The 19,692-nt window shown below is 72.2% G+C and carries 14 protein-coding genes and 1 pseudogene; 6 read left to right on the top strand and 9 right to left on the bottom strand.

The features are described 5' to 3' along the window. Positions 1–1,353, bottom strand: a pseudogene (locus K1Y72_RS27825) (NDP-hexose 2,3-dehydratase family protein); the annotation flags it as partial. Positions 1,354–1,564: 211 nt separating this feature from the next. On the opposite strand from K1Y72_RS27825, the gene K1Y72_RS27820 reads away from it, so the two are divergent. Beyond that, positions 1,565–2,566, top strand: coding sequence for a Gfo/Idh/MocA family protein (locus K1Y72_RS27820; protein WP_258573956.1), 1,002 nt, complete (start codon positions 1,565–1,567; stop codon positions 2,564–2,566). On the opposite strand, the gene rfbB is transcribed toward K1Y72_RS27820, so the two are convergent. Both rfbB and K1Y72_RS27810 read right to left on the bottom strand, forming a co-directional pair. Further along, on the bottom strand, positions 2,502–3,485 hold the full coding sequence (gene rfbB, locus K1Y72_RS27815) for a dTDP-glucose 4,6-dehydratase (protein ID WP_220169441.1): 984 nt from the start codon (positions 3,483–3,485) through the stop codon (positions 2,502–2,504). The genes K1Y72_RS27820 and rfbB overlap by 65 nt on opposite strands. Next, positions 3,482–4,546, bottom strand: coding sequence for a glucose-1-phosphate thymidylyltransferase (locus K1Y72_RS27810; RefSeq protein WP_220169440.1), 1,065 nt, complete (start codon positions 4,544–4,546; stop codon positions 3,482–3,484). Before K1Y72_RS27810 ends, rfbB begins: the two co-directional genes overlap by 4 nt. A 134-nt stretch (positions 4,547–4,680) precedes the next feature. On the opposite strand from K1Y72_RS27810, the gene K1Y72_RS27805 reads away from it, so the two are divergent. The 3 genes from K1Y72_RS27805 to K1Y72_RS27795 are packed head-to-tail and all read left to right on the top strand — an operon-like array spanning position 4,681 to position 7,493. After that, complete coding sequence (locus K1Y72_RS27805) at positions 4,681–5,670, top strand: glutathione S-transferase C-terminal domain-containing protein (protein WP_220169439.1); 990 nt, start codon at positions 4,681–4,683, stop codon at positions 5,668–5,670. A 34-nt stretch (positions 5,671–5,704) separates the two neighbouring features. After that, positions 5,705–6,931, top strand: coding sequence for a nucleotide disphospho-sugar-binding domain-containing protein (locus K1Y72_RS37375; RefSeq protein ID WP_220169438.1), 1,227 nt, complete (start codon positions 5,705–5,707; stop codon positions 6,929–6,931). A gap of 58 nt (positions 6,932–6,989) precedes the next feature. Further along, the gene (locus K1Y72_RS27795; RefSeq protein ID WP_220169437.1) at positions 6,990–7,493 is read left to right on the top strand and encodes a PH domain-containing protein; all 504 of its coding nucleotides are present in this window, start codon (positions 6,990–6,992) and stop codon (positions 7,491–7,493) included. A 7-nt stretch (positions 7,494–7,500) separates the two neighbouring features. Here the strand turns inward: K1Y72_RS27795 and K1Y72_RS27790 are convergent, their stop codons facing one another. The 5 genes from K1Y72_RS27790 to K1Y72_RS27770 form a co-directional block, all read right to left on the bottom strand. Then, positions 7,501–8,472 carry an alpha/beta fold hydrolase gene (locus K1Y72_RS27790; RefSeq protein ID WP_220169436.1) on the bottom strand — a complete coding sequence of 324 codons (972 nt, stop codon included), beginning with the start codon at positions 8,470–8,472 and terminating at the stop codon, positions 7,501–7,503. A 72-nt stretch (positions 8,473–8,544) separates the two neighbouring features. Continuing rightward, positions 8,545–9,141 carry a GTP-binding protein gene (locus K1Y72_RS27785; protein ID WP_220169435.1) on the bottom strand — a complete coding sequence of 199 codons (597 nt, stop codon included), beginning with the start codon at positions 9,139–9,141 and terminating at the stop codon, positions 8,545–8,547. After that, complete coding sequence (locus K1Y72_RS27780; protein WP_220169434.1) at positions 9,119–9,490, bottom strand: DUF742 domain-containing protein; 372 nt, start codon at positions 9,488–9,490, stop codon at positions 9,119–9,121. The genes K1Y72_RS27785 and K1Y72_RS27780 overlap by 23 nt, the downstream gene beginning before the upstream one ends. 6 nt (positions 9,491–9,496) lie before the next feature. Continuing rightward, positions 9,497–9,910 carry a roadblock/LC7 domain-containing protein gene (locus K1Y72_RS27775; protein ID WP_220169433.1) on the bottom strand — a complete coding sequence of 138 codons (414 nt, stop codon included), beginning with the start codon at positions 9,908–9,910 and terminating at the stop codon, positions 9,497–9,499. Next, positions 9,907–12,270 carry a sensor histidine kinase gene (locus K1Y72_RS27770; RefSeq protein WP_220169432.1) on the bottom strand — a complete coding sequence of 788 codons (2,364 nt, stop codon included), beginning with the start codon at positions 12,268–12,270 and terminating at the stop codon, positions 9,907–9,909. The genes K1Y72_RS27775 and K1Y72_RS27770 overlap by 4 nt, the downstream gene beginning before the upstream one ends. Positions 12,271–13,030: 760 nt before the next feature. Between K1Y72_RS27770 and K1Y72_RS27765 the strand changes: the two genes are divergently transcribed. Both K1Y72_RS27765 and K1Y72_RS27760 read left to right on the top strand, forming a co-directional pair. Next, a complete protein-coding gene (locus K1Y72_RS27765; protein WP_220169431.1) occupies positions 13,031–13,450 on the top strand; it encodes a hypothetical protein in 420 nt (139 codons plus the stop codon). A 47-nt stretch (positions 13,451–13,497) separates the two neighbouring features. Further along, complete coding sequence (locus K1Y72_RS27760; RefSeq protein ID WP_220169430.1) at positions 13,498–13,929, top strand: hypothetical protein; 432 nt, start codon at positions 13,498–13,500, stop codon at positions 13,927–13,929. Between the two features lie 141 nt (positions 13,930–14,070). Here the strand turns inward: K1Y72_RS27760 and K1Y72_RS27755 are convergent, their stop codons facing one another. After that, positions 14,071–19,506 carry a DUF3320 domain-containing protein gene (locus tag K1Y72_RS27755; RefSeq protein ID WP_220169429.1) on the bottom strand — a complete coding sequence of 1,812 codons (5,436 nt, stop codon included), beginning with the start codon at positions 19,504–19,506 and terminating at the stop codon, positions 14,071–14,073. Positions 19,507–19,692 lie beyond the last annotated feature (186 nt).

The raw sequence follows: 19,692 nt of genomic DNA, 5'->3' as shown, positions 1-19,692 counted from the left end.
GACGAGCTGGTGCAGCGTCATCCACCGGTAGTCGGGCCCCGGGTCGGGCGCGTGCCCGGCGTCCACCTCGACGATCATGTAGCGGTTGCGGGCGTTGCGGAACCGGCCGCCCTCCTCCGACAGCACGCTGGAGAACCGGACCCGCTCGGGCGGCGCGGCCAGCACCTCGTCCAGGAACGGCGGCCGCGCCGCGTCGGGCAGCCAGACGTAGTTGCCCGGCGTGCACCGCACCGTCGGCCCGAGCTCCAGCACGTCCAGGAACCCCGGCTGGACGCCGGCGTGCACCAGCGCGTGCAGCACCCCGTCCACCCGCTTGACCAGGAACGCGTTGATCCCCACCCCGATGGGCTCCACCAGCGGCTGGTGCCAGCGGGCGACCTCGCGGTTCCCGCTCTCCACGCTCACCCCGATCACCCGGAAGAACAGCCCGGACTCGTGCGCGATCGCCCCGTCCGTGCGGTGCCAGAGCGCGGCCTCGCGGAGCGGCACCCGGCGCGCCAGCACCTCGTGCCGGCTGCGCGTCTCGGTGATCCAGCTGAGGATGTCGCCGATGCCGTGCAGCCCCGCGAACTCCGCGCTGTAGGACCGCAGCACCGACCGGCGGAAACCGGCGGCGCGCACTGACGACGACAGCCCGACGCCCGAGAACGGCAGGCACGACAGCACCGTGCGCGCGTCCATGTTGACGACGGTGTCGCCCGCCAGGAGCCGGTGCAGCTGGCCGAGGGTGAGCCAGACGAAGCCGTCCCGCGGCTCCACCTCGTCCGCCGTCTCCACGATGATGTTGCGGTTGCGCTTCTGGAAGAACCAGGCCCCCTGCTCCGACTGGAGGACGTCGGCGACCACGTCGTGCCGGCGGGTGTCGCGGAAGTACTCCAGGTAGGGGACCGGGGCGCCCTGGTGCACGCGCATGTAGTTGCTGCGCGTCGCCTGCACGGTGGGGGACAGCTCGACGCCGTCGGGGTTGCCCGGCTCGTTCTTGGCCTGCATGAGGAAGTGCAGCACCCCGTCGATCTCCTTGGCCAGGATGCCGAGGATGCCGATCTCGGGCTGCAGCAGGATCGGCTGCGACCAGGCGGGGACGGCCGCGCCGGCGACCTCGGCGGCCAGGCCCGTCACCGTGAAGAACCGGCCGCTGTCGTGGCGGATGTCGCCGGTCGCCGGATCGGTGCCCCAGCGCTCCAGCCGGTCCAGCGGCACCCGCTCCACGCGGGACACGTCGTCGCGGCGGCGGGCGGCGAACCAGTCCCGGAACTCCGCCAGGGTGAGGACGCCGTCGGCCGCCTGCGCCGATTCGGCGATCCGCTCGGCCCTTCGCTGATCGGTCGCCGGCGCCGTGTTGATCCCCGACATCGGTCCTCCCGGAAATGGTCTGGACGGGGATTCCAATATGCAGGCGCACGGATATCCGGGCACCGCCGAAACCGATGGTCAGGGGGTCGGTAGGGGGGAAGCGCGGGGCGGCGGGCGGCGCATGAGGGGGAAGGCGGAACACCGCCCGCCCTATTCTCGTCGCGATTCGCCCTTTTCGTGGACGGAGGCCGTGCCGGTGAATTCGGGACCTTTGAGAATCGGCGTCATCGGCTGCGCGGACATCGCCCGGCGGCGCACGCTCCCCGCGCTCGCGGCCCACCCCGGCGTCCGGCTGGCGGCGATCGCCAGCCGCGACCCGGCGAAGGCGCGGCGCTTCGCCGACCTGTTCGGCGGCGACCCCGTCACCGGCTACGCGGCGCTCCTGGAACGCGACGACGTCGACGCGGTGTACGTCCCGCTCCCCGCGGCGCTGCACGCCGCCTGGGTCGAGCGGGCGCTGCGGTCCGGCCGCCACGTGCTCGCCGAGAAGCCGCTGACGACGTCCGCCGCCGACACCGAGGCGCTCGTCGCGCTCGCCGCGTCCCGGGGGCTGGCGCTGCTGGAGAACTTCATGTTCCTCTGCCACTCCCAGCACGCCCGCGTCCGCGCCCTGGTCGCCGACGGCGCCATCGGGGAGGTGCGCGGCCTCACCGCCGAGTTCGCGTTCCCGCCGGTGCCCGCCGACAGCACCCTGTACCGGCCCGACCTCGGCGGCGGCGTGCTGACCGACGCCGGCGTCTACCCCCTGCGCACCGCCCTGCTCCACCTCGGGCCCGGCCTGGAGGTGCGCGGCGCCCACCTGCGGATCGACGAGGAGCACGGCGTGGACGTGTCCGGGTCGGCGCTGCTGGCCGCCCCCGGCGGCGCGACCGCGCACCTGACCTGGGGCGCCGACCGGGCCTACCGCTCCCGGTACGCGCTGTGGGGGAGCACCGGCCGCATCGAGCTGCCGTGGGCGTTCACGCCCCCCGCGACGCACCGCGCCGTCGTCCGCGTCGAGCGCCGGGACCGCGTCGAGGAGCTGACGCTGCCCGCCGAGGACCACTTCGCCGGCGCCGTCGCCGCCTTCGTCGCCCGCGTCCGCGACGGCGCGCCGTCGGTCCTGGAGGGCGCGGCGCTGGTGGAGCAGGCCCGGCTGGTGGACCGCGTCAGGCGCGCCGCCCCGGCCGCACCAGCGGCTCCCACCACCGCCGGTTCTCCCGGTACCAGGTGACGGTCGCGGCGAGCCCCTCGGCGAACCCGGTCCGCGGCGCGTAGCCGAGCTCGGCGCGGATCTTGCCGTCGTCGACGGCGTACCGCCGGTCGTGGCCCTTGCGGTCGGGGACGTGCTCGACGCTGTCCCAGCCGGCGCCGGTCGCGTCGAGGAGCAGCCCGGTGAGCTCCCGGTTCGTCAGGTGCGTCCCGCCGCCGATGTTGTAGACCTCGCCCGGCGCGCCCGCGGCGCGCACCAGCTCGATCGCGCGGGCGTGGTCGTCCACGTGCAGCCAGTCCCGCACGTTGCGGCCGTCGCCGTACAGCGGGACGCGGCGGCCCTCCAGCAGGCGCGTCACGAACAGCGGGATGAGCTTCTCGGGATGGTGGTGCGGGCCGTAGTTGTTGGCGCAGCGCGTCACCCGCACGTCCAGGCCGTGGGTGCGGTGGTAGGACAGCGCGAGCAGGTCGGCGGCGGCCTTGGACGCCGCGTACGGCGAGTTCGGGCCGAGCGGCGCCGTCTCGGGCGTGAACCCCTCCTCCACCGACCCGTACACCTCGTCGGTCGACACGTGCACGAACGTCCGCAGGCCCGAGCGGAGCGCCGCGTCCAGCAGGGTGCCGGTGCCGAGGACGTTGGTGCGGACGAAGTCGCCCGCCGCCTCGATCGACCGGTCCACGTGCGACTCGGCGGCGAAGTGCACCACCTCGTCGTGCGCGGCGACCAGCCCGCCGACGAGCCCGGCGTCGCAGATGTCGCCGTGCACGAACCGGAACCCCGGCCGGTCCTCGACGGCGGCGAGGTTGGCGCGGTTGCCGGCGTAGGTGAGGGCGTCCAGGACGGTGACCGCGACGCCGCCCGGCCCGTCCGGGCCGAGGAGGCGGCGGACGTAGTGCGAGCCGATGAACCCGGCGCCGCCGGTGACCAGGATCCGCGTCATGAGATCCGCACCCGGCTGTAGTCGCCGAGGACCAGGCGGTGCGCGGCGCGCGTCCGCGACGCCGGCGTCACCTCCACGGCCCGCCCGACCAGGGACGCCTCGATCGGCCGCACGCCCTGGATGGAGGCGCCGCCGAGCACGATGGAGTACTCGATCTCGCTGTCCTCGATCCGGACGCCGTCGGCGATCGAGGTGAACGGCCCGACGTAGGACCCGACGATCCGGGCGCCCGCCCCGACCGTCACCGGCCCGACGATGCGGCTCGCCTTCACGATCGCGCCGGCCGCGATGCGGACCCGGCCGATGATCTCGGTGTCGGCGTCCACCTCGCCCGCGACGCCGTGCTCCAGGCCCTCCAGGACGGTGCGGTTGGCCTCCAGCATGTCGTCGACGTCGCCGGTGTCCTTCCAGTACCCGGTGATCGTCGTGGCGCGGACGTCGCGGCCCTCGTCCAGCAGCCACTGGATGGCGTCGCTGATCTCCAGCTCGCCCCGCGCGGACGGCTCGATCGCGCGGACGGCCCGGTGGACCGCCGGGCCGAACAGGTAGACGCCGACGAGCGCGAGGTCGCTCTTCGGGCGGCTCGGCTTCTCCTCGATGCCGACGATCCGCCCGTCCGGCCCGAGCTCGGCGACGCCGAAGCGGGTCGGGTCGGGCACCTCGGTGAGCAGCAGCCGGGCGTCGGCCGGGTCGGCGCGGAACCGCTCGACGACGCCGGTGATGCCGCCGACGATGAAGTTGTCGCCGAGGAACAGCAGGAAGTCCTCGTCGCCGAGGAAGTCGCGGGCGATGAGGACGCCGTGCGCGAGGCCGAGCGGCGCCTCCTGCCGCAGGTAGGTGACGTCCAGGCCGAACCGCGACCCGTCGCCGACCGCCGCCTCGATCTCGGCGGCGGTCTCCCCGACGACGATGCCGACCTCGGTGATCCCCGCCTCGGCGATCGCCTCCAGCCCGTAGAAGAGGACCGGCTTGTTCCCGACGGGCACCAGCTGTTTCGCGGACGTGTGCGTGATGGGGCGCAGCCGTGTTCCGGACCCGCCGGATAGGACCAGGGCTCTCATGCGCCCATCGTCGGCGGGCGCCCCGCGGCCCGCCCCCCTGACCTCGGCCCCGGAACCCCTAGGGCCTGACCAGGACTCCCTTCTTCGGTGGTAGGAATGGTTGACCACCCCCCCCGACCCCTGGAGGCGGATCGATGACCGCGCCGACCGGTGCCCCCGTCTACGCCAGCCCCGTGGACTACGACGAGCACGGCGTCTACGGCGCCACCGCGCTCAAGGTCGAGAACGGCGGCTGGAACCGGCCCCGCTACCCCTTCCAGGGGCGCGTCACCGCCGACGGATCCAGCGGCTACAAGGCCGAGCCCGGCCGCTACCACCTCTACGTCTCGCACCGCTGCCCGTGGGCGCACCGCAGCGCGATCGTCCGCATCCTGAAGGGCCTGGAGGACGTCGTCTCGCTGTCCTACGTGGACGAGGAGCGCGACGGGCGCGGCTGGGCCTTCCGCGAGAACCGGGGCCCCGACCCCGTCAACGGCTTCCGGTTCCTGCGCGAGGCGTACGAGGCGACCGAGCCCGGCTACGGCGGCCACATCTCGGTCCCCGTCCTCTGGGACCGCGCGACCGGCCGGATCGTCAGCAACAACTTCCCCGACATCACCCTCGACCTCGGCACCGCGTTCGAGGCGTACGGCGACCCGGCCGTCCAGCCCTACCCGGCCGAGCTGCGCGCCGAGATCGACGAGCTGAACGAGTACATCTACGTCAACTTCAACGACGGCAACTACCGGGTCGCCGGCGCCGCCTCCGACGAGGACTACGAGCGCCTGCGCGGCCGCGTCATCGCCGCGCTGGACGTCCTGGACGAGCGGCTCGCCACCCGCCGCTACCTGCACGGCGCCTCCATCACCGAGTCCGACGTGCGGTTCTGGGTGACGCTCGCGCGCTTCGACCTCACCTACAACCCCTTCGCCAAGATCAGCGAGCGGCGGCTGGTGGACTTCCCGAACCTGTGGCCCTACGCCCGCGACCTGTACGCGAACCGGGCCTTCGGCGAGACCACCGACCTCGACGCCTTCACCCACCTCGGCCCGCCGTTCCTCGACCCGGCCGTGCACCGCATCGAGGTCGAGCCCCACCGGGCCGACTGGACCGAGCCGACCGACCGCGCCCGCCTCGCCCCCTGACCGGCGCCGCCCACCCCGGCCGAGGAGCCCTCACGTGCGGGTCGTGTTCACCGTGTCCTCGCAGGCGACCCACTACGCGGCGATGGTGCCCCTCGGCTGGGCGCTGCAGGCGGCGGGCCACGAGGTACGGGTGCTCTGCACCCCCGGCCAGACGGCGGCGGTCGGCCGGACGGGCCTGCTGCCGGTGCCCGTCCTGGACGGCATGGAGGTCCTCACCCGGCTCCGCCTCCAAGCCGTCCGGGAGGCCGCCGACGGCCACCGCCCCTACCCCTGGCTCCCGCCGCACCCGCTCACCGGCGAGCCGCTGGCCGACCTCGCCGACTTCGACGCCGCCGCCTTCCGGGCCGACGTCGCGCCCGCCCTCGCCGAGCGGGCGGCGCGGAGCTTCGACGCGGCCGTCGAGTTCGCCCGCGCCTGGCGGCCCGGCCTGGTCCTGCACGACCCGGCCAGCCTGGAGGGGCTGCTCGCGGCCCGCGTCACCGGCGTGCCGGCGGCGCTCTGCCTGTGGGGGCCGGTCGGCACCCACGAGCCCCCGCACATGGGCATCGTCCCGGCCGACCACAGCGGGTCCTTCCCCCGCCACGGCCAGGGCCCCTTCGACCTGGACATGATCGAGCACGTCCTCGACCCGTGCCCGCCGTCCCTGGAGGCGCCCGTCCGGGCCGCCCGCACCCGCTTCGGCTACGTCCCCTTCAACGGGACCACCCCCGTCCCGGCCTGGACGCTCGAACCGCCGGCGCCCGGCCGCCCCCGCGTCTGCGTCACCTGGTCGACGGCCCTCACCGCGACCTCCGGCCCGCGCTCCTACCTGCTGCCCGACATCCTGCGCGCCCTGGACGGCACCGGCCGCGAGGTCGTCGTCACCGCGACCGCCGCGGACGTCGCCGCCCTCGGCCGCGTGCCGGCCGGCGTCCGGGTGGCCGAGCACGTCCCGCTGATGGCCGTCCTGCCCGGCTGCGCCGCCGTGATCCACCACGGCGGCAGCGGCAGCGCCATGACCGCCCTGCGGGCGGGCGTCCCTCAACTGATCACCACCTTCGCCGCCGAGCAGGCCGCCACCGGCCGCCGCGTCGCCGCCGCCGGCGCCGGCCGCCACCTCCCCGGCCACGAGGCCGATCCGGCCGCCCTGCGCGCGGCCCTCGACGCCCTCCTCACCGACCCCGCCCACCGCACCGCCGCCGCCCGCATCCGCGCGGAGATCCTGGCCCAGCCGACCCCGGCCGAACTCGTCGGAACGCTGGAGGACCTCGCCTCCGCCTGATCCCCGAACTTCCCTTTTTCCCGGCCGGGGCGGCGGCGATCGGGGCACACTTGGCCGCGTGGCGGAACGCATGACCCTGACGAGCGCCTCGGGGCGCGCCCTCCTGGCCTTCGGCTGCGTCATGCTCCTCGCGACGTCGGTGTGGCTACTCAAGATCATCGCGGCCGGCGACCTGCTCGAGAACTCCTTCGGCTTCCGGTTCGTCGGGGGCGTCATGGCGGCCGGCATGCTCTACCTGGCCGTGCGGGCGGCGCTGAGGCTGGCCGAACGGGTGGTCGTCGGGCCGGAGGGCATCCACGTCATCGGCGCCTTCAGGCGCAGGCACCTGCCCTGGGACGAGGTCACCGGCGTGGAACTGCACCGCCGGCCCCGGTTCTGGGACGTGGTCGTGCGCACCCCGGCGGGGGAGGAGATCCTGCACTCCGTACCGGCCGAACCGTTCCCGACCCTGCGGAACGAGCGCTACGCGGTGGCCCCGCCGTCCGCCCCGAAGCACCTGCGCATCCAGTACGGCTTCCTCCGCGACACCTGGGAGCGCCACCGCGCCGCGCCCGGCGCATGAGCGGGCGTCAGCGCGCCAGGGCGTCCAGGGCGGCGGCGATCGGAACCGGGTCGGAGATGACCGCGAGGTGGCGGGCGTCGGGGATGAGCGTGGGGGAGGGGGCGCCGATCAGCGCCGCCGTCTCGTACGGCGACGCCTTGGTGAAGACCGGGTCGTCCGCGCCGTAGACCACGAGCTTGCGCATCGGCAGGGCGCGCAGGGCCGCGACCCGCTCCGTCGGCAGGCCGACGACGCCGGCGCGCAGCATCTGCCAGAGCGCCTTCTCGGCCCCCTCGACCATGAACGGCCGCCGCCACCGGTCCACCCCGGCGTCGTCCAGCCGCGCGCAGCGCGGCCCGCAGATGGCGGCGTACGCGCTGCGCACCAGCCCGTCCGACCGGAGCGCCAGCCGCAGCGCGGACGTCCGGTAGGGATCGAGCAGCAGGTAGGGCAGCGGGTTGCGCTGGCCCGCGCCCGTCAGCAGCGCGTCCCCGTCGAGGAAGGCCACCCCGCCGACGCCCCGCGGGTCGCGCAGCGCCGCCTCGGCGACGATCGCCGCGCCGCTGGAATGCCCGGCGACGACCGGCCGGACCAGGTGCAGCGCGTCGATGAACGCGACGAGCTGGGCCCCCATGTGCGCCGCGTCGTAGGGCGGGCGCCGCTCGCTGTACCCGTTGCCGGTCGCGTCCAGCGCGTACACCATGTGCGTCCGCGCCAGCGCTCCGGCGAGCGGCTCCCACATGTCGGCGTTCTCGAACGCGCCGTGCACCAGCACGATCGGGCTGCCGCCGGTGCCCCACACGCGGTACCGCGTCCGCACGTCCCCGGCCTGCACGTACAGCTGTCCCGGCGGCGGCGCGGCGTGCCCCCGCGTCAGCGCGTTGAACCCGAACGAGGCCAGCGTCACCACGATGAACGCGACCACGGCCGCCTGCACCAGCCGCCGCCCCCACCGCCGGGCCCGAGCCCGCCACGGCCGCACGGACACCGCTTCGCTCATGGACGAACTCGCCTCGCTCGGACCGGGGGCCGGGGGACCGGCCACGATCATCCCACGGCGGCCCCCCGACCGTCAGAGGCCGGCCGGGACCTCGCGCGGGCGGCTGATGGCGTGGTCCAGCAGCTCGACCAGGACGAACTTGGCCGACTCCCGGTCCCGCGCGTCGAACAGCACGATCGGGACCTCGGGGTCGGTGTCCAGCGCGGTGCGGATCTCCTCCTCGGTGTACTCCACCGAGCCCTCGAAGCGGTTGACCGCGATGACGAAGGGCTCCGCGCGCTGCTCGAAGTAGTCCAGCGAGGCGAAGCTCGCGGAGATGCGGCGGGTGTCCACCACGACCACCGCGCCGAGCGCGCCGCGCGCGAGCTCCTCCCACATGAACCAGAACCGCTCCTGCCCGGGCGTGCCGAACAGGTAGACCGCCAGGCCGTCGCCGAGGGTGATGCGGCCGAAGTCCATGGCGACCGTCGTGGTGGACTTGCGCTCCAGCTCGCTGAGGTCGTCCACGCCCGCGCTCGCCTCGGTGATCGACTCCTCGGTCCGCAGCGGGCGGATCTCGCTGACCGCGCCCACCATCGTCGTCTTGCCGGTGCCGAACCCGCCGGCCACCAGGATCTTGTAGGCGGCCCGCGGCGCGGCGGCGCGGTCAGATCGTCCGGAGCTCGTCACGGATCCTCCTCAGGACGTCGAGGTCGGGGAGCGCGGTGGGCGCCGGGGTCTCCACCCGCAGCAGGCCCGGCTCCAGGAGCTCGTCCACCAGCACCCGGATGACGCCGAGCGGCAGCTCCAGCCGGGACGCCAGGTCGACCAGGGTGTGCGGGGCCCGGCAGAGCCGGAGCACGCGCTGGTGCTCGGGGGACAGGCCGGACCGGGGCGCCGCCGGGCCCTCGGCGGCGACCAGGATGGTCACCAGGTCCAGCGCCGCGCCGCGGGCCCGGGTGCGGCCGCGGGTGATGGCGTACGGGCGGACGAGGGGACCGGCGTCCTCGTCCAGCCACCGTTCACGACGGCCGCTCATCGCCGCTCACCCCGCGCCGAGGTCGGCGCCGCGGGGGCGGGCGGCCAGGTGCCGGCTGACCCGCCGGACCAGCATCGTCATCTCGTAGCTCACCAGCCCGGCGTCGCTCCCGGCCCGGCTGAGCAGCGCCAGGCAGCTGTTCACCCCGGCCGGCACGACGAAGAACAGGCCCTCCTCCAGCTCGATCACCGCCTGCCGGACCTCGCCCGCCTCCAGATGGTCGCGGGCCCCGGCCGCCAGGCTGAAGAACCCCGCGGCGAGCGCCGCCAGGAACTCGGCGTTCTCGCGGTCCATCCCGCGCGTCGTGGCCATGATCAGGCCGTCCCGGGACAGGACCATGGCCGTGCGGACGTCCCCGACCCGCTCGACGAGGTCGTCGAGCATCCAGCCGAGCTCGCCGGCGATGTCGGATCGCGTCATGACGTCCCCTCCCCGGCGGCCCCGTCCGGCGCGTCCTGGTCGCGGCCCCGTTCCCAGCCGCCCTGCAGAGCCCCCCACAGGTCGCGCGTCCGCTCGGGCTCCGGCTCCGCGCGCCCCGGGGGCGCCTCGGCCCACGACCGCCCGGCCTCCTCCGCGGAGGGGACGGCCTGCGCACCGGACGCCCGCAGCTGCGGCACCAGGTTCTCCATCCGCTTGCGGCGCGCCAGCACGGGCTTGCCGGCGGCCGGCGGCGCGGACGCCTGGAGCGGCGCCGCCTCGGCGTCCGGCGCGCGGGACGGCTCCGGCGGCTCCTGCCCGGCGGGCCTCTCACCGGCCCCGTCCGGCCGCTGCCGCCAAGGGAGCTCCCGGGCCTCCGCGGGCGGCTCCGCCTCGTCCGGGTCGGCGTCGAGCGCGCTCACCACGAGCGCGTGCGGCAGCAGGACGATCGCGGTCGTCCCGCCGTACAGCGACGGCTGCAGCCCGACCCGCACGTTGCGGCGCGCGGCGAGCCGGGCGACGACGAACAGGCCGAGCCGGTCGGTGTCGGCGAAGTCGAACTCCGGCGGCCGGGCGAGGACCCGGTTCAGCCGCTCCCGCTCGGCCTCGTCCAGGCCGATGCCCCGGTCCACGACCTCGATCGCGTAGCCCTTGCCGACCGGCTCGCCGCGCACGATCACCTGCGTGTTCGGCGGCGAGAACATGGTGGCGTTCTCCACCAGCTCGGCGAGCAGGTGGACGATGTCGGCGGCGGCCCCGCCGACCAGGGCGATCTCCTCGCCCGTCGACACCTCGACCCGCGTGTAGTCCTCCACCTCGGCCACCGCGGCGCGCAGCACGTCCACCATCGGCAGCGGGCGGCTCCACCCGCGGCCCGGGGAGGCGCCCGACAGGATCACCAGGCCCTCGGCGTGGCGGCGCATGCGGGTCGTGAGGTGGTCCAGCCGGAACAGGTCCTCCAGCACCTCGGAGTCGGCGCGGCGCTCCATCGCGTCGAGGAGCCGCAGCTGGCGGTGCAGGAGCGACTGGCTGCGCCAGGCCAGGTTGAGGAAGACGCGGTTGATGCCCTGCCGCAGGTCGGCCTCCCCGATCGCGCTCGCCACGGCGGTGCGCTGCACCTGGGAGAGCGCGTCGGCGACCCGGCCGACCTCCGCGGTGCGCCCCACCGACAGCGGCGGCGCCTCGGTGCCCACGTCCACCCGCTCGCCCCGGCGGAGGCGCGCCACGACCGAGGGCAGCCGCTCCTCGGCGAGCTGCTGGGCGGCCCGCTGCAGCTCGCGCAGCTCCCGGCCGAGGCCCCGCCCGAACAGCACCGACAGGGCGATGGAGACGAGCACCGCGACCAGGCCGAGCCCGCCCGCGAGGACGAGCTGCCGGGCGATCGACTGGCCGATCGGCTCGGCCTGCTCGGTGAGGGCGGCGCCGGTGGCGCTGAGCGCCCGCGCCCAGGCCGCGTTGAGCGGCGGGAACAGCTGCTCCCACTCGGCCGCCTGGGCGGCGGTGGGCCGCCCGCCCGACGCGACGATCGCGTCCTCGAGCGCGCGGTAGCGCCGGTAGCCGTCGGACGCGCCGAGCCCGGCGATCCCGGTGGACAGCGGGCCGTGCAGGTCGGCGGTGCCGACCCGGTAGAACTGCCGGCCGGCGCCCGCCCAGCGGCCGAACGCGGCCCGCTCGTCGGGGGTGAGCCGGTTCCGCAGCGCCCGGGCGGCGATCATCACGCAGTCCTCGCGCATCAGGTACTCGCGCGCCCAGCCGATGTTGATCAGCGCCCGGCCGGCCTGGAAGACGCCGATGTCCTTGACGATCACCAGTCCGCTGAACAGGTGCTGCGTCGCGTCCACGAGCTCGTCGTAGCGGCCGGCCGCGTCGGACCAGCCGAGCGCGCCGCGGTCGACCGCGGCCCGCAGGCCCGCCAGCCTCGCGACGGCGGCCGCCACCTCGTCCAGCCGCCCCCGGATGTCGGCGCTGACGCCGGAGCGCAGGCCGGCGGAGAGGGCGGTGCGGCGGAACGCCGCGACGGCCGCGTCCGTCCGGCCCCGCTGCTCGGCCAGCTCGGCCCGCCCCGGCTCGCCGGCGGTGAGGAACACCACCGACAGCGCCCGCTCGGCCTGGAACCCGTTCGCGAGGAGGGCCCCCGGCAGGCCGACCTTGTCGTTGGCGCGCTGCGTGGCGTCCTTGCTGAGGGCGTTGTCGAGCGTGAGGTTCGCGGCGAAGGACCAGATGGCGACCAGCGACACCAGCGGCACGACGAGCAGGACCGCGATCTGGAACCAGACCGAGCGGCGCCTCCGCTCACCGCCCGCCCGCCACGGCGCCTTCCACGTCCGCGCGCCCCCGTACCGTCCCCGCCGAAAAATGCTCAACAACATCGCCTTCCATCGAACCCGGAAATCGCACCGACAAAGTGGAATCCGGCCATTCCCTCACCGCACCCCGCCCCCATTCCCGCCGCTCCCGATTGGCGGTTCTTCAATGGCGGACCGAGGCCGCGCATTCCCTAAGGAAGAAACCCGCTATCTTCCCGGCGCCAGAGCGTGGCACAACATGATTGCCCTAGGGAAACGGGAGCGCAAGGGGCGTCCAGGCGGGCGGACATCGTTCGGCTCACGCACCGTCACCTGCCTCTTGCCCGGCGATGAAGATCGACGAGAAGGGCGCCGGAAGGGGTTTACCGCTGCCCTCGACCACTCCGCGGCAGGACGGCAAAGCCGCACGGTCACACCCTGACCATCGCTTCTGACAATTCCTTACGATCCGGCGGGATCCCCGCGGGTGCCACGCCGGGAGGCCGTCCGAGAAAATCCCTCCGATGCGGGACGGCGCCTGATCGCCTACCGCGACGACGGCGCCGGGCGAACGGCGCGCGAAGGGCTCTCGCTGTCCGGTCCCGGCCACTCCCGGCCCGCCCCCCTCCGAAGATCAAGAGCATTTTGTCCGCTTGGCATCCGCCGGCCGGGCCGAGTACCGGCTCTGCCGCAACACGGCTTTGAAGCGCGGCCGAAAGTCGTTCGGGATTGTTCCGAACATCGAAACCCCTGGGCGAACACGCCGCGTGCCGTTTGAATCCCGATCGTCCAGCGCCCCCGCTTCACGGAGATCGGTGTCATGCGAAAAAGATCGGCAATGCTGGCCGGACTGCCTCTGGCGGCGACCGCGATCGTCGTGCTCTCGGCCGGCCCGGCCGCCGCCGACGTCAAGTACGGCAAGGACTACGTGGCGTTCTGCTCCCCGGGCCTCTGCCCGCCCAACTACCCCTACATGTGCCAGGGCTGGATGGAGGTCCGCGCGTCCGACGGCTACGTGCGCGGCGTCTGGCAGTCCTCGGACCTCTACGCCGTGTCCTGCAAGGGCTGGCTGGAGCGCAAGACCTACAGCACCGACGGGACGGTGAAGCAGAACTGGACCAAGGTCACCAACTACTACTTCGTCAACAGCGACCAGGACAGGTCCGGCTACCACTGGAACGGCACGAACGCCGGCACCCGGATCTGCGCGCAGGTCATCGACAGCGGCCAGACCCAGTGCTCCACCGGCGTCTGGTGACCGGCCCCGCCCCGACCCGCCCGCCCACCACCGGAAGGACGAGACCCGTGCGCAACCTCGAGAACGGGGCGGCATGGGCCGCCCTTCCCCTGGCCGCGCTCTGCGTGCTGGCCACCGCGGCCCCCGCCTCGGCCGACGTCCGCAAGGGCGACGACTACGTCGACATCTGGACCGAGGGCAACTTCGGCGTCCGCATCTGCGGAGCGACGATCACCGTCCGGTCCTCCGACGGCTACGTCAAGGGCGGCTTCTCCTCCTTTCAGCCCTACTCCATCTCCTGCAAGGGCTGGCTGGAGCGCAAGACCTACAACACCGACGGAACGGTGAAGCAGAACTGGACCAAGGTCACCAACTTCTACTTCGTCAACAACAGCCACGACGAGTCCGGCTACCACTGGAACGGCACGAACGCCGGCACCCGGATCTGCATGCAGGTCATCGACACCGGCGAGAAGGCCTGCTCCTACGGCATCTGGTGATCGCCTGACCCGACCGGCCACCCGACGTCGGCCCCGCAGTCCCTTCGCGGGCCGGCGTCGAGTGGCCGCGCCTGTTCGCCGCTCGCCTCCTCGTCCGTGATGGGCCGCCCAAACGGGCCTACCCCGCAAGTCCTGTTGCGGTCAGCGCGGGACGATGCGATCCGGCAAGCCCCCGATCAAACCCTCCTTCTGGAGATCCACCAGATCTTGGTTGAATGCGTGGGCGATTTCCGAGCCGCGGCGGTTCCAGCCGAAGAAACGGGCGGCGAGAAAGGTCAGGTCGGACTCGGATATTCCGGGAGATTCACGGATGAGGCCGAGCAGGGCGAGGCGCCGTTCTGCGGGCGGTACCTCGGTGACCCTGCGAGAAACGCCATCACCGGGCTCGCGAGGCACGATCCGACGCCCGCGTACGGTGACAGTATCGCCGTTCTGCTCGACCTCAGGGTCGTTGAGCAGTAATTCGGTGAGCGCCGCGTCGAGATTGGAGCGAATCCGTGAGCCGATCCGCTCGATGCCCCAGACCGTCGCCACCCTCCGATAGAGGACATCGCGTTGAGTCGGTGCCTCGGCGTCGAGCGCCTTGCGAAAAAGCCGCTGGAGAAGGGCGCGTGACTCGGGCTCATGTATCTCGTAGCGATAGAAGTGCCCGTCGAGGTGCACTCGTCGGTAAGGCGCCGCCCAGCTGCGCCTCTGATCGTCATCGATGGACTCCATGGTGACGCGTGGCGGCTCTACTTCCTGCGGCGGTTCGGGGACCACCATGACCGGATCTTGCTCGCCGTCCGGTTCCGGTCGCTCCGATGCCACGGCGACGGCTGATTCGACGGCTTCACGCAGGCGGACCTCAGCTTCGGGACGGTTGCGGTACCAGTCGGTGCCCCAGATGCGGTGAAGTTCCCAGCCGAGTCCGCGAAGCACCTCTTCACGCAGGCGATCGCGATCCCTTGCGGTTTTGGACGAGTGGTACATGGCGCCGTCGCACTCGATGCCCAGGGCGAACCGGCCCGGCAGCGCGGGGTGGCGCACCGCCATGTCGATCCTGTAGCTGCCTGCACCGACCTGAGGCTGGACGTCGTACCCCCAGCCCGTCAGAACATCGAGCACCGATTCCTCGAAGGGGCTCTCGGGCGCCGCGTCGTCGGTGGTCGGCTCCTGATTCAAGGCAGCAGGGCCGCGTTCGGCATAGTCGAGATACTTCTTGAAGTGACCGCGGCTCTTGTTGGTGCCTTTCTGGATGTCAGAGCCGGAGATGGACGAGATGACCTCGATACGGCGGCGGGCACGGGTCACGGCGACATTGAGCCGCCGCCAGCCGTTCTCCCGGGTGAGCGGACCGAATGCCATGGTGAGCCGCCCGTCGGGGCCGGGGCCGTACCCTATGGAGAGGATGACGACGTCCCGCTCGTCGCCTTGGACGGTCTCCAGATTCTTGATGAAGAACCCGTTGAGCCGGTCCTCGGCGAAGAACTCCTCGAGTTCAGGGTGGCCGGTGCGGGCCCGTTCCACGGCGTCCTCGATGGCGCGCGCCTGCGCGTCGGACATCGCCACTACTCCGAGACTCAGGTTGGGGCGCGTCCGGAAGTGCTGCAGGACACGTGCAGCGACGGCGGCCGCCTCGATCGGATTGCTGCGACTGCGGCCACGCTCGTATACACCGGGCACCTTGGAGAAGGTGACGCCGACATCGTCGCCGGATTCGAACGCGCCGGGGAAGGTCACCAGGTTTTCATAGAACTGGTTTTTGCTGAAGGCGATGAGCCCTTCATGGCGGCTGCGGTAGTGCCAGGACAGCGACAGGCTGCGAATGAGACCGCTGCCCTTGCACATGTCGAGGAGCGAGTCGAAGGAGTCGGGGACGTCCTCGTCGTATTCGTCGTCGCCGGAGTCGTCGGTCTGGGCGAAGAAGTCTGTGGGTGGCAACTGCTTCTGGTCGCCCGCCACGATGAGCGAGCCGCCGCGGTAGACGCAATTGACCGCATCCTGGGGGAGCACCTGCGACGCCTCGTCGAAGATGACGACGTCGAAGCGATACCCCGGCGGCAGGAACTGGCTGACAGTCAGCGGGCTCATCATGAAGCAAGGCTTTACCAGCGGGATGATGTCGGAGGTCCTGCCGAGGAGTGTCCGCACGGGCATGTGCCGGCTCTTCTTCTCGGCTTCCCGCTGGATGACGGCGGCCTGCCCAACGTTGGGCCGGGGACGGCGCGCATTGCACTCGTCGATCACCTGGGCGTGCGCGGAGGAGACCAGAGCCCGGTCCAGGCTGCGGAACAGGTTGACGAGCTTGTCGCGCTCGACCGCTCGAACGGGGGCGAGCCGCCTGTCGCCAGTCATGATCTGCTCGGTCCATGCCTCGAGAACGGCCCGTTCGGCGGCCCGCGGGAACTGCGTTCCGCCCAGTCCCTTCTCGGCGGCGCGACCGATCAGACCGTCGAGCCCGTACCGCCGCAAGGTCTTCTGGGCGTCGCGGAAAGAGCGCCACTCGTCGGGGCCGGACCGGTCGGCGGCGAGCCGGCCGGTGATTTCGTCGAAGGCGGAGGCGGCGCCTAGGAGCCGAGAACATAGGTCGGGGCGGCAGTCGCTGTCGAACAACTGGACGAATTCGGTGACGGCGGCGCGGAATGCCGTCCACGCCATGCGCAATTCTTCATCCGGGCGAGCCGCGAGGAGCACTCGAGCGGCCTGCTCCGGCATGGGTTCGTCCGACGTGCGAACGCCGGCGACCCAGTCGAGCGCGACGGAGAGGGCCGCGGTGTCCGTGCCCGCTCCGGAGTAGAGGGTGCCGATCAGTTGCTCGTCCCGGGCTCTGCGGACGAGAAAGGCTTTCTGACCGGCACGGACCTCTTCGACCTGCGCAGTGATGCGGCGTGCTTCCCTGAGCGTCAGTGGCGTCGTTGCCGTGGCCACCGACTGCACGACTGCGATCGTCTTCGCGGCGTCGGCCATCGGCTGCAAGTGGCTCTCGTACCAAGCGGCGGCGTCCAGCAAGGGCCCGTACGCCAACCGCGGGCGTCCAGCCGGTCGAGGGGCGGGCAAAAGCGTCCGTCGCCACTGGTCAAGCCGCTCGCGGATCCGGTCGGCGTCAGCGTAGACCTCGGTGTCGGGGCGGCCATCGGCGCTCACCTGATCGGCGAGAGCGGCCGGAACGTCCAGCGGACCGGCGAGACGGCAGATGTTCTCGGCGCTTTCCAGCAGTCCGCGAATGAGGTTGAAGTCGGTGCGTTCGCCTAGCCAGTAGCGTCCGAGCAGACGGCTGCTCGAGGCGGATGCGAGACGCAGGGCCATCGCGGCCTCGTACCAGGCCAGCGCCTGCGGGAGTCGTGCGGATGCCTCCTTGCTCCACTCGCCGGTGACGGTCAATCCGGCCAGAAGCTGCCTGTCGACGCGGTGGGAGCCCGAGAGCTTGGCGATCCCGCGGGTCTCACCGAACCGACGGACGACGGCAGGGAACTCCGGAACGCCGAGGATGCCCTCGGTGAAAACCTGGCCCGCCGCAGCCCTGGCCTGGGCGAGTTCGATGACGTGTTTCTCAAGTTCGGTAGCGGCGCGGGCTGCAGCGCTTCTGCCGTCATGAGTCAGCCATGCCGCCTCCGGACGAACCCGCCGACGTGCGAAATCGGTCAACCTGCACAATCCGAGTGCCTGCTCGATGGTCTCAGGGGCGGGCATGCCGTAAACCGCGGCGATGTCCGTCAGAGAAGCGTGGACTCCGCGAAGCAGCCGCGCCATCTCCTGGAAGTGAGCGGCGAGGCTGCGTAGCCCCTCCTCTGTGAGGACGGACAGGTCGAGCCCCTCGACCGACAGTTCGGCGAGCGCGTTCTCTGCGACGGTCGGCGTGGCAGGAAGGCCGGAGGGCAGGCTGTCCCATCTGTCACCGACTTCGTCGGCTGCGGTGCCGATCGCGGCCCGCAAATCGCCGAGACACGCCGTGAACTCGGAGATCCTCGTACGCAGCGCCGCAAGGTCGGGGACAGTGAGCCAGGTCTCCGGGACGTAGGGCCGGCCTGCCGTACGGTCGAGCAGAGCGAGCAGCCGCTCGGCGTCACCGAGGTCAGTGAGGCCCATGGAGGCAGCCAGATCGGCGTGCACGGCGAGGCGGCGACCCAGCACGTCGGCACGTTCCCGCAACAGTTGGAGGCACGGCTGTGGTTGCCCGATCCCTATAAGCCCGTACCATGCGAAGTCGCGCCCTTCGGCCGCGGGGCGCCATGCGTCGCCCAGCTTCGCCGCCGCATCGCGGATGTCCTGAAATCCTTCAGCGGTCAGGCCACCGGGCAACGCGGTCGGCAGCGAACAGGTGTCGGCCAGGGCGCTCAGCCGTCCGATCACCTCGTGGAGGGTGAGGCCCAGCGGCGACCGCGTCTCGTTCATCGCCGCCGCGTACGCCGACAGATCCCGCCGCGTGCGCTGAAGGCGCTGCCGATCTTCCCTCGATCCGCTGCGAGCCGCTTTGGGACGCTGCGACAGGGCCTTCCCCAGCGTCTTCGCGACCTTCTTGCGGCTCGCGTGGTGGCTGTGCAGTGCCAGCACGAACGTCCCGAGTCCCACCTTCTCCAGGCGATCGCGGACCACATCCAGCGCCGCGGCTTTCTCGCTGACGAACAGGACGCTGCGGCCTTGGTGCATGAGCGCCGCGATCATGTTGGCGATGGTCTGACTCTTGCCGGTGCCGGGCGGGCCGTCCATGATGAACGACCGCCCGTCAAGCGCCGCCGCGACGCACTGGCGCTGTGACGAGTCGGCATCCAGGACGAGCGGCGTCAGCTCGGGAGGCTGGAGTTCGTCGATCCTGTCGGCGTCGAGGGGATCGAAGTACAGCGCGTCCTCAGGCAGATGCGCGGCTTCACCGAGCCCGATGGCCTGAACGAGGGGATGGGCCAGGATCTGGTCCTCGTTGTCGAGCAGGTCCCGGTACATCGCCTCCTTGTGGGAGCGGAACGTCGCGAGCACGACGTCCTCGTCGACCTCCCAGTCCGAGTGGCCCGCGACGGCGGCCCGCACAGCGGAGAGGGCGCCGGAAAGATCCTGCATGCTGTCGGGGTCGGGCCAGTCGACGCCGAGCTGACCCATCTTGACCGCCAGCGCCGGATTGGGCACGGCGTCCTCGCTCTGCTCGGCTATCAGCCGGAAAAGACCGGGTCCGAGACGGTCGAGCCGCACTGGGACGAGGAGCAGCGGCGCCAGGTTGAAGCCCTCTGCGCCTGGCTCACGCCATTTGAGAAAGGCGACGCCGAGTTGGAGCGTCCACAGGCCGGTGTCGTTGAACACCTGGTTGGAGTCGCGGTAGAGCTTGCGGAGCGAGGCGCTGAGCGAAGCCCCGGTGGTCTTCTGCGTGACTATTCCGTCGGCGTCCGCAAGGTCGGCCGGGCTCTCATCGCTCTCGGGAAGTTCGGCGAACCGCAAGCCCGAATCGAGATCGGCGAGCAGCGAATCGGCCGACGGGGACCGGATCTCCAATGTGGCCGTGCGCGTGGGTCGGAAGTTCAGCAGCCGATTCCGGCCGGTGAGATCGATCAGGTCGTCGCGCCATCTGCCCAGCACGTTCCGCAACTGGGCGCGGAGCTGCTCATCCATGACTGAACCCCCATGAACCCAACTCCCTTGCGGCAGCACCCGAACCGGTGAGGTCCCGGCCAGCGGCAGGAGCGGCTCTGACACGTTGATTTCTCTTCCGACGGACCGATCGCGGACAGCGAGCGGACGCGTACGGTGGGACGTCTTGGCCGGCCGATCGGTTGGCCTCTGCGGGCATCGGCAGGT

Source organism: Actinomadura parmotrematis (genome assembly GCF_019458805.1).
Classification (GTDB): domain Bacteria; phylum Actinomycetota; class Actinomycetes; order Streptosporangiales; family Streptosporangiaceae; genus Spirillospora; species Spirillospora parmotrematis.
The sequence above is the reverse complement of the archived record's forward strand: the minus strand, read 5'-3'. Positions and strand labels throughout refer to the sequence as shown.

Coding starts and splice junctions, on each gene's coding strand:
- K1Y72_RS27790 (WP_220169436.1), bottom strand. CDS start 8,472: ATGAGCGAAGCGGTGTCCGTGCGGCCGTGGCGGGCTCGGGCCCGGCGG.
- K1Y72_RS27780 (WP_220169434.1), bottom strand. CDS start 9,490: ATGAGCGGCCGTCGTGAACGGTGGCTGGACGAGGACGCCGGTCCCCTC.
- K1Y72_RS27755 (WP_220169429.1), bottom strand. CDS start 19,506: ATGGATGAGCAGCTCCGCGCCCAGTTGCGGAACGTGCTGGGCAGATGG.
- K1Y72_RS27765 (WP_220169431.1), top strand. CDS start 13,031: ATGCTGGCCGGACTGCCTCTGGCGGCGACCGCGATCGTCGTGCTCTCG.
- K1Y72_RS27775 (WP_220169433.1), bottom strand. CDS start 9,910: ATGACGCGATCCGACATCGCCGGCGAGCTCGGCTGGATGCTCGACGAC.
- K1Y72_RS27810 (WP_220169440.1), bottom strand. CDS start 4,546: ATGAGAGCCCTGGTCCTATCCGGCGGGTCCGGAACACGGCTGCGCCCC.
- rfbB (WP_220169441.1), bottom strand. CDS start 3,485: ATGACGCGGATCCTGGTCACCGGCGGCGCCGGGTTCATCGGCTCGCAC.
- K1Y72_RS27805 (WP_220169439.1), top strand. CDS start 4,681: ATGACCGCGCCGACCGGTGCCCCCGTCTACGCCAGCCCCGTGGACTAC.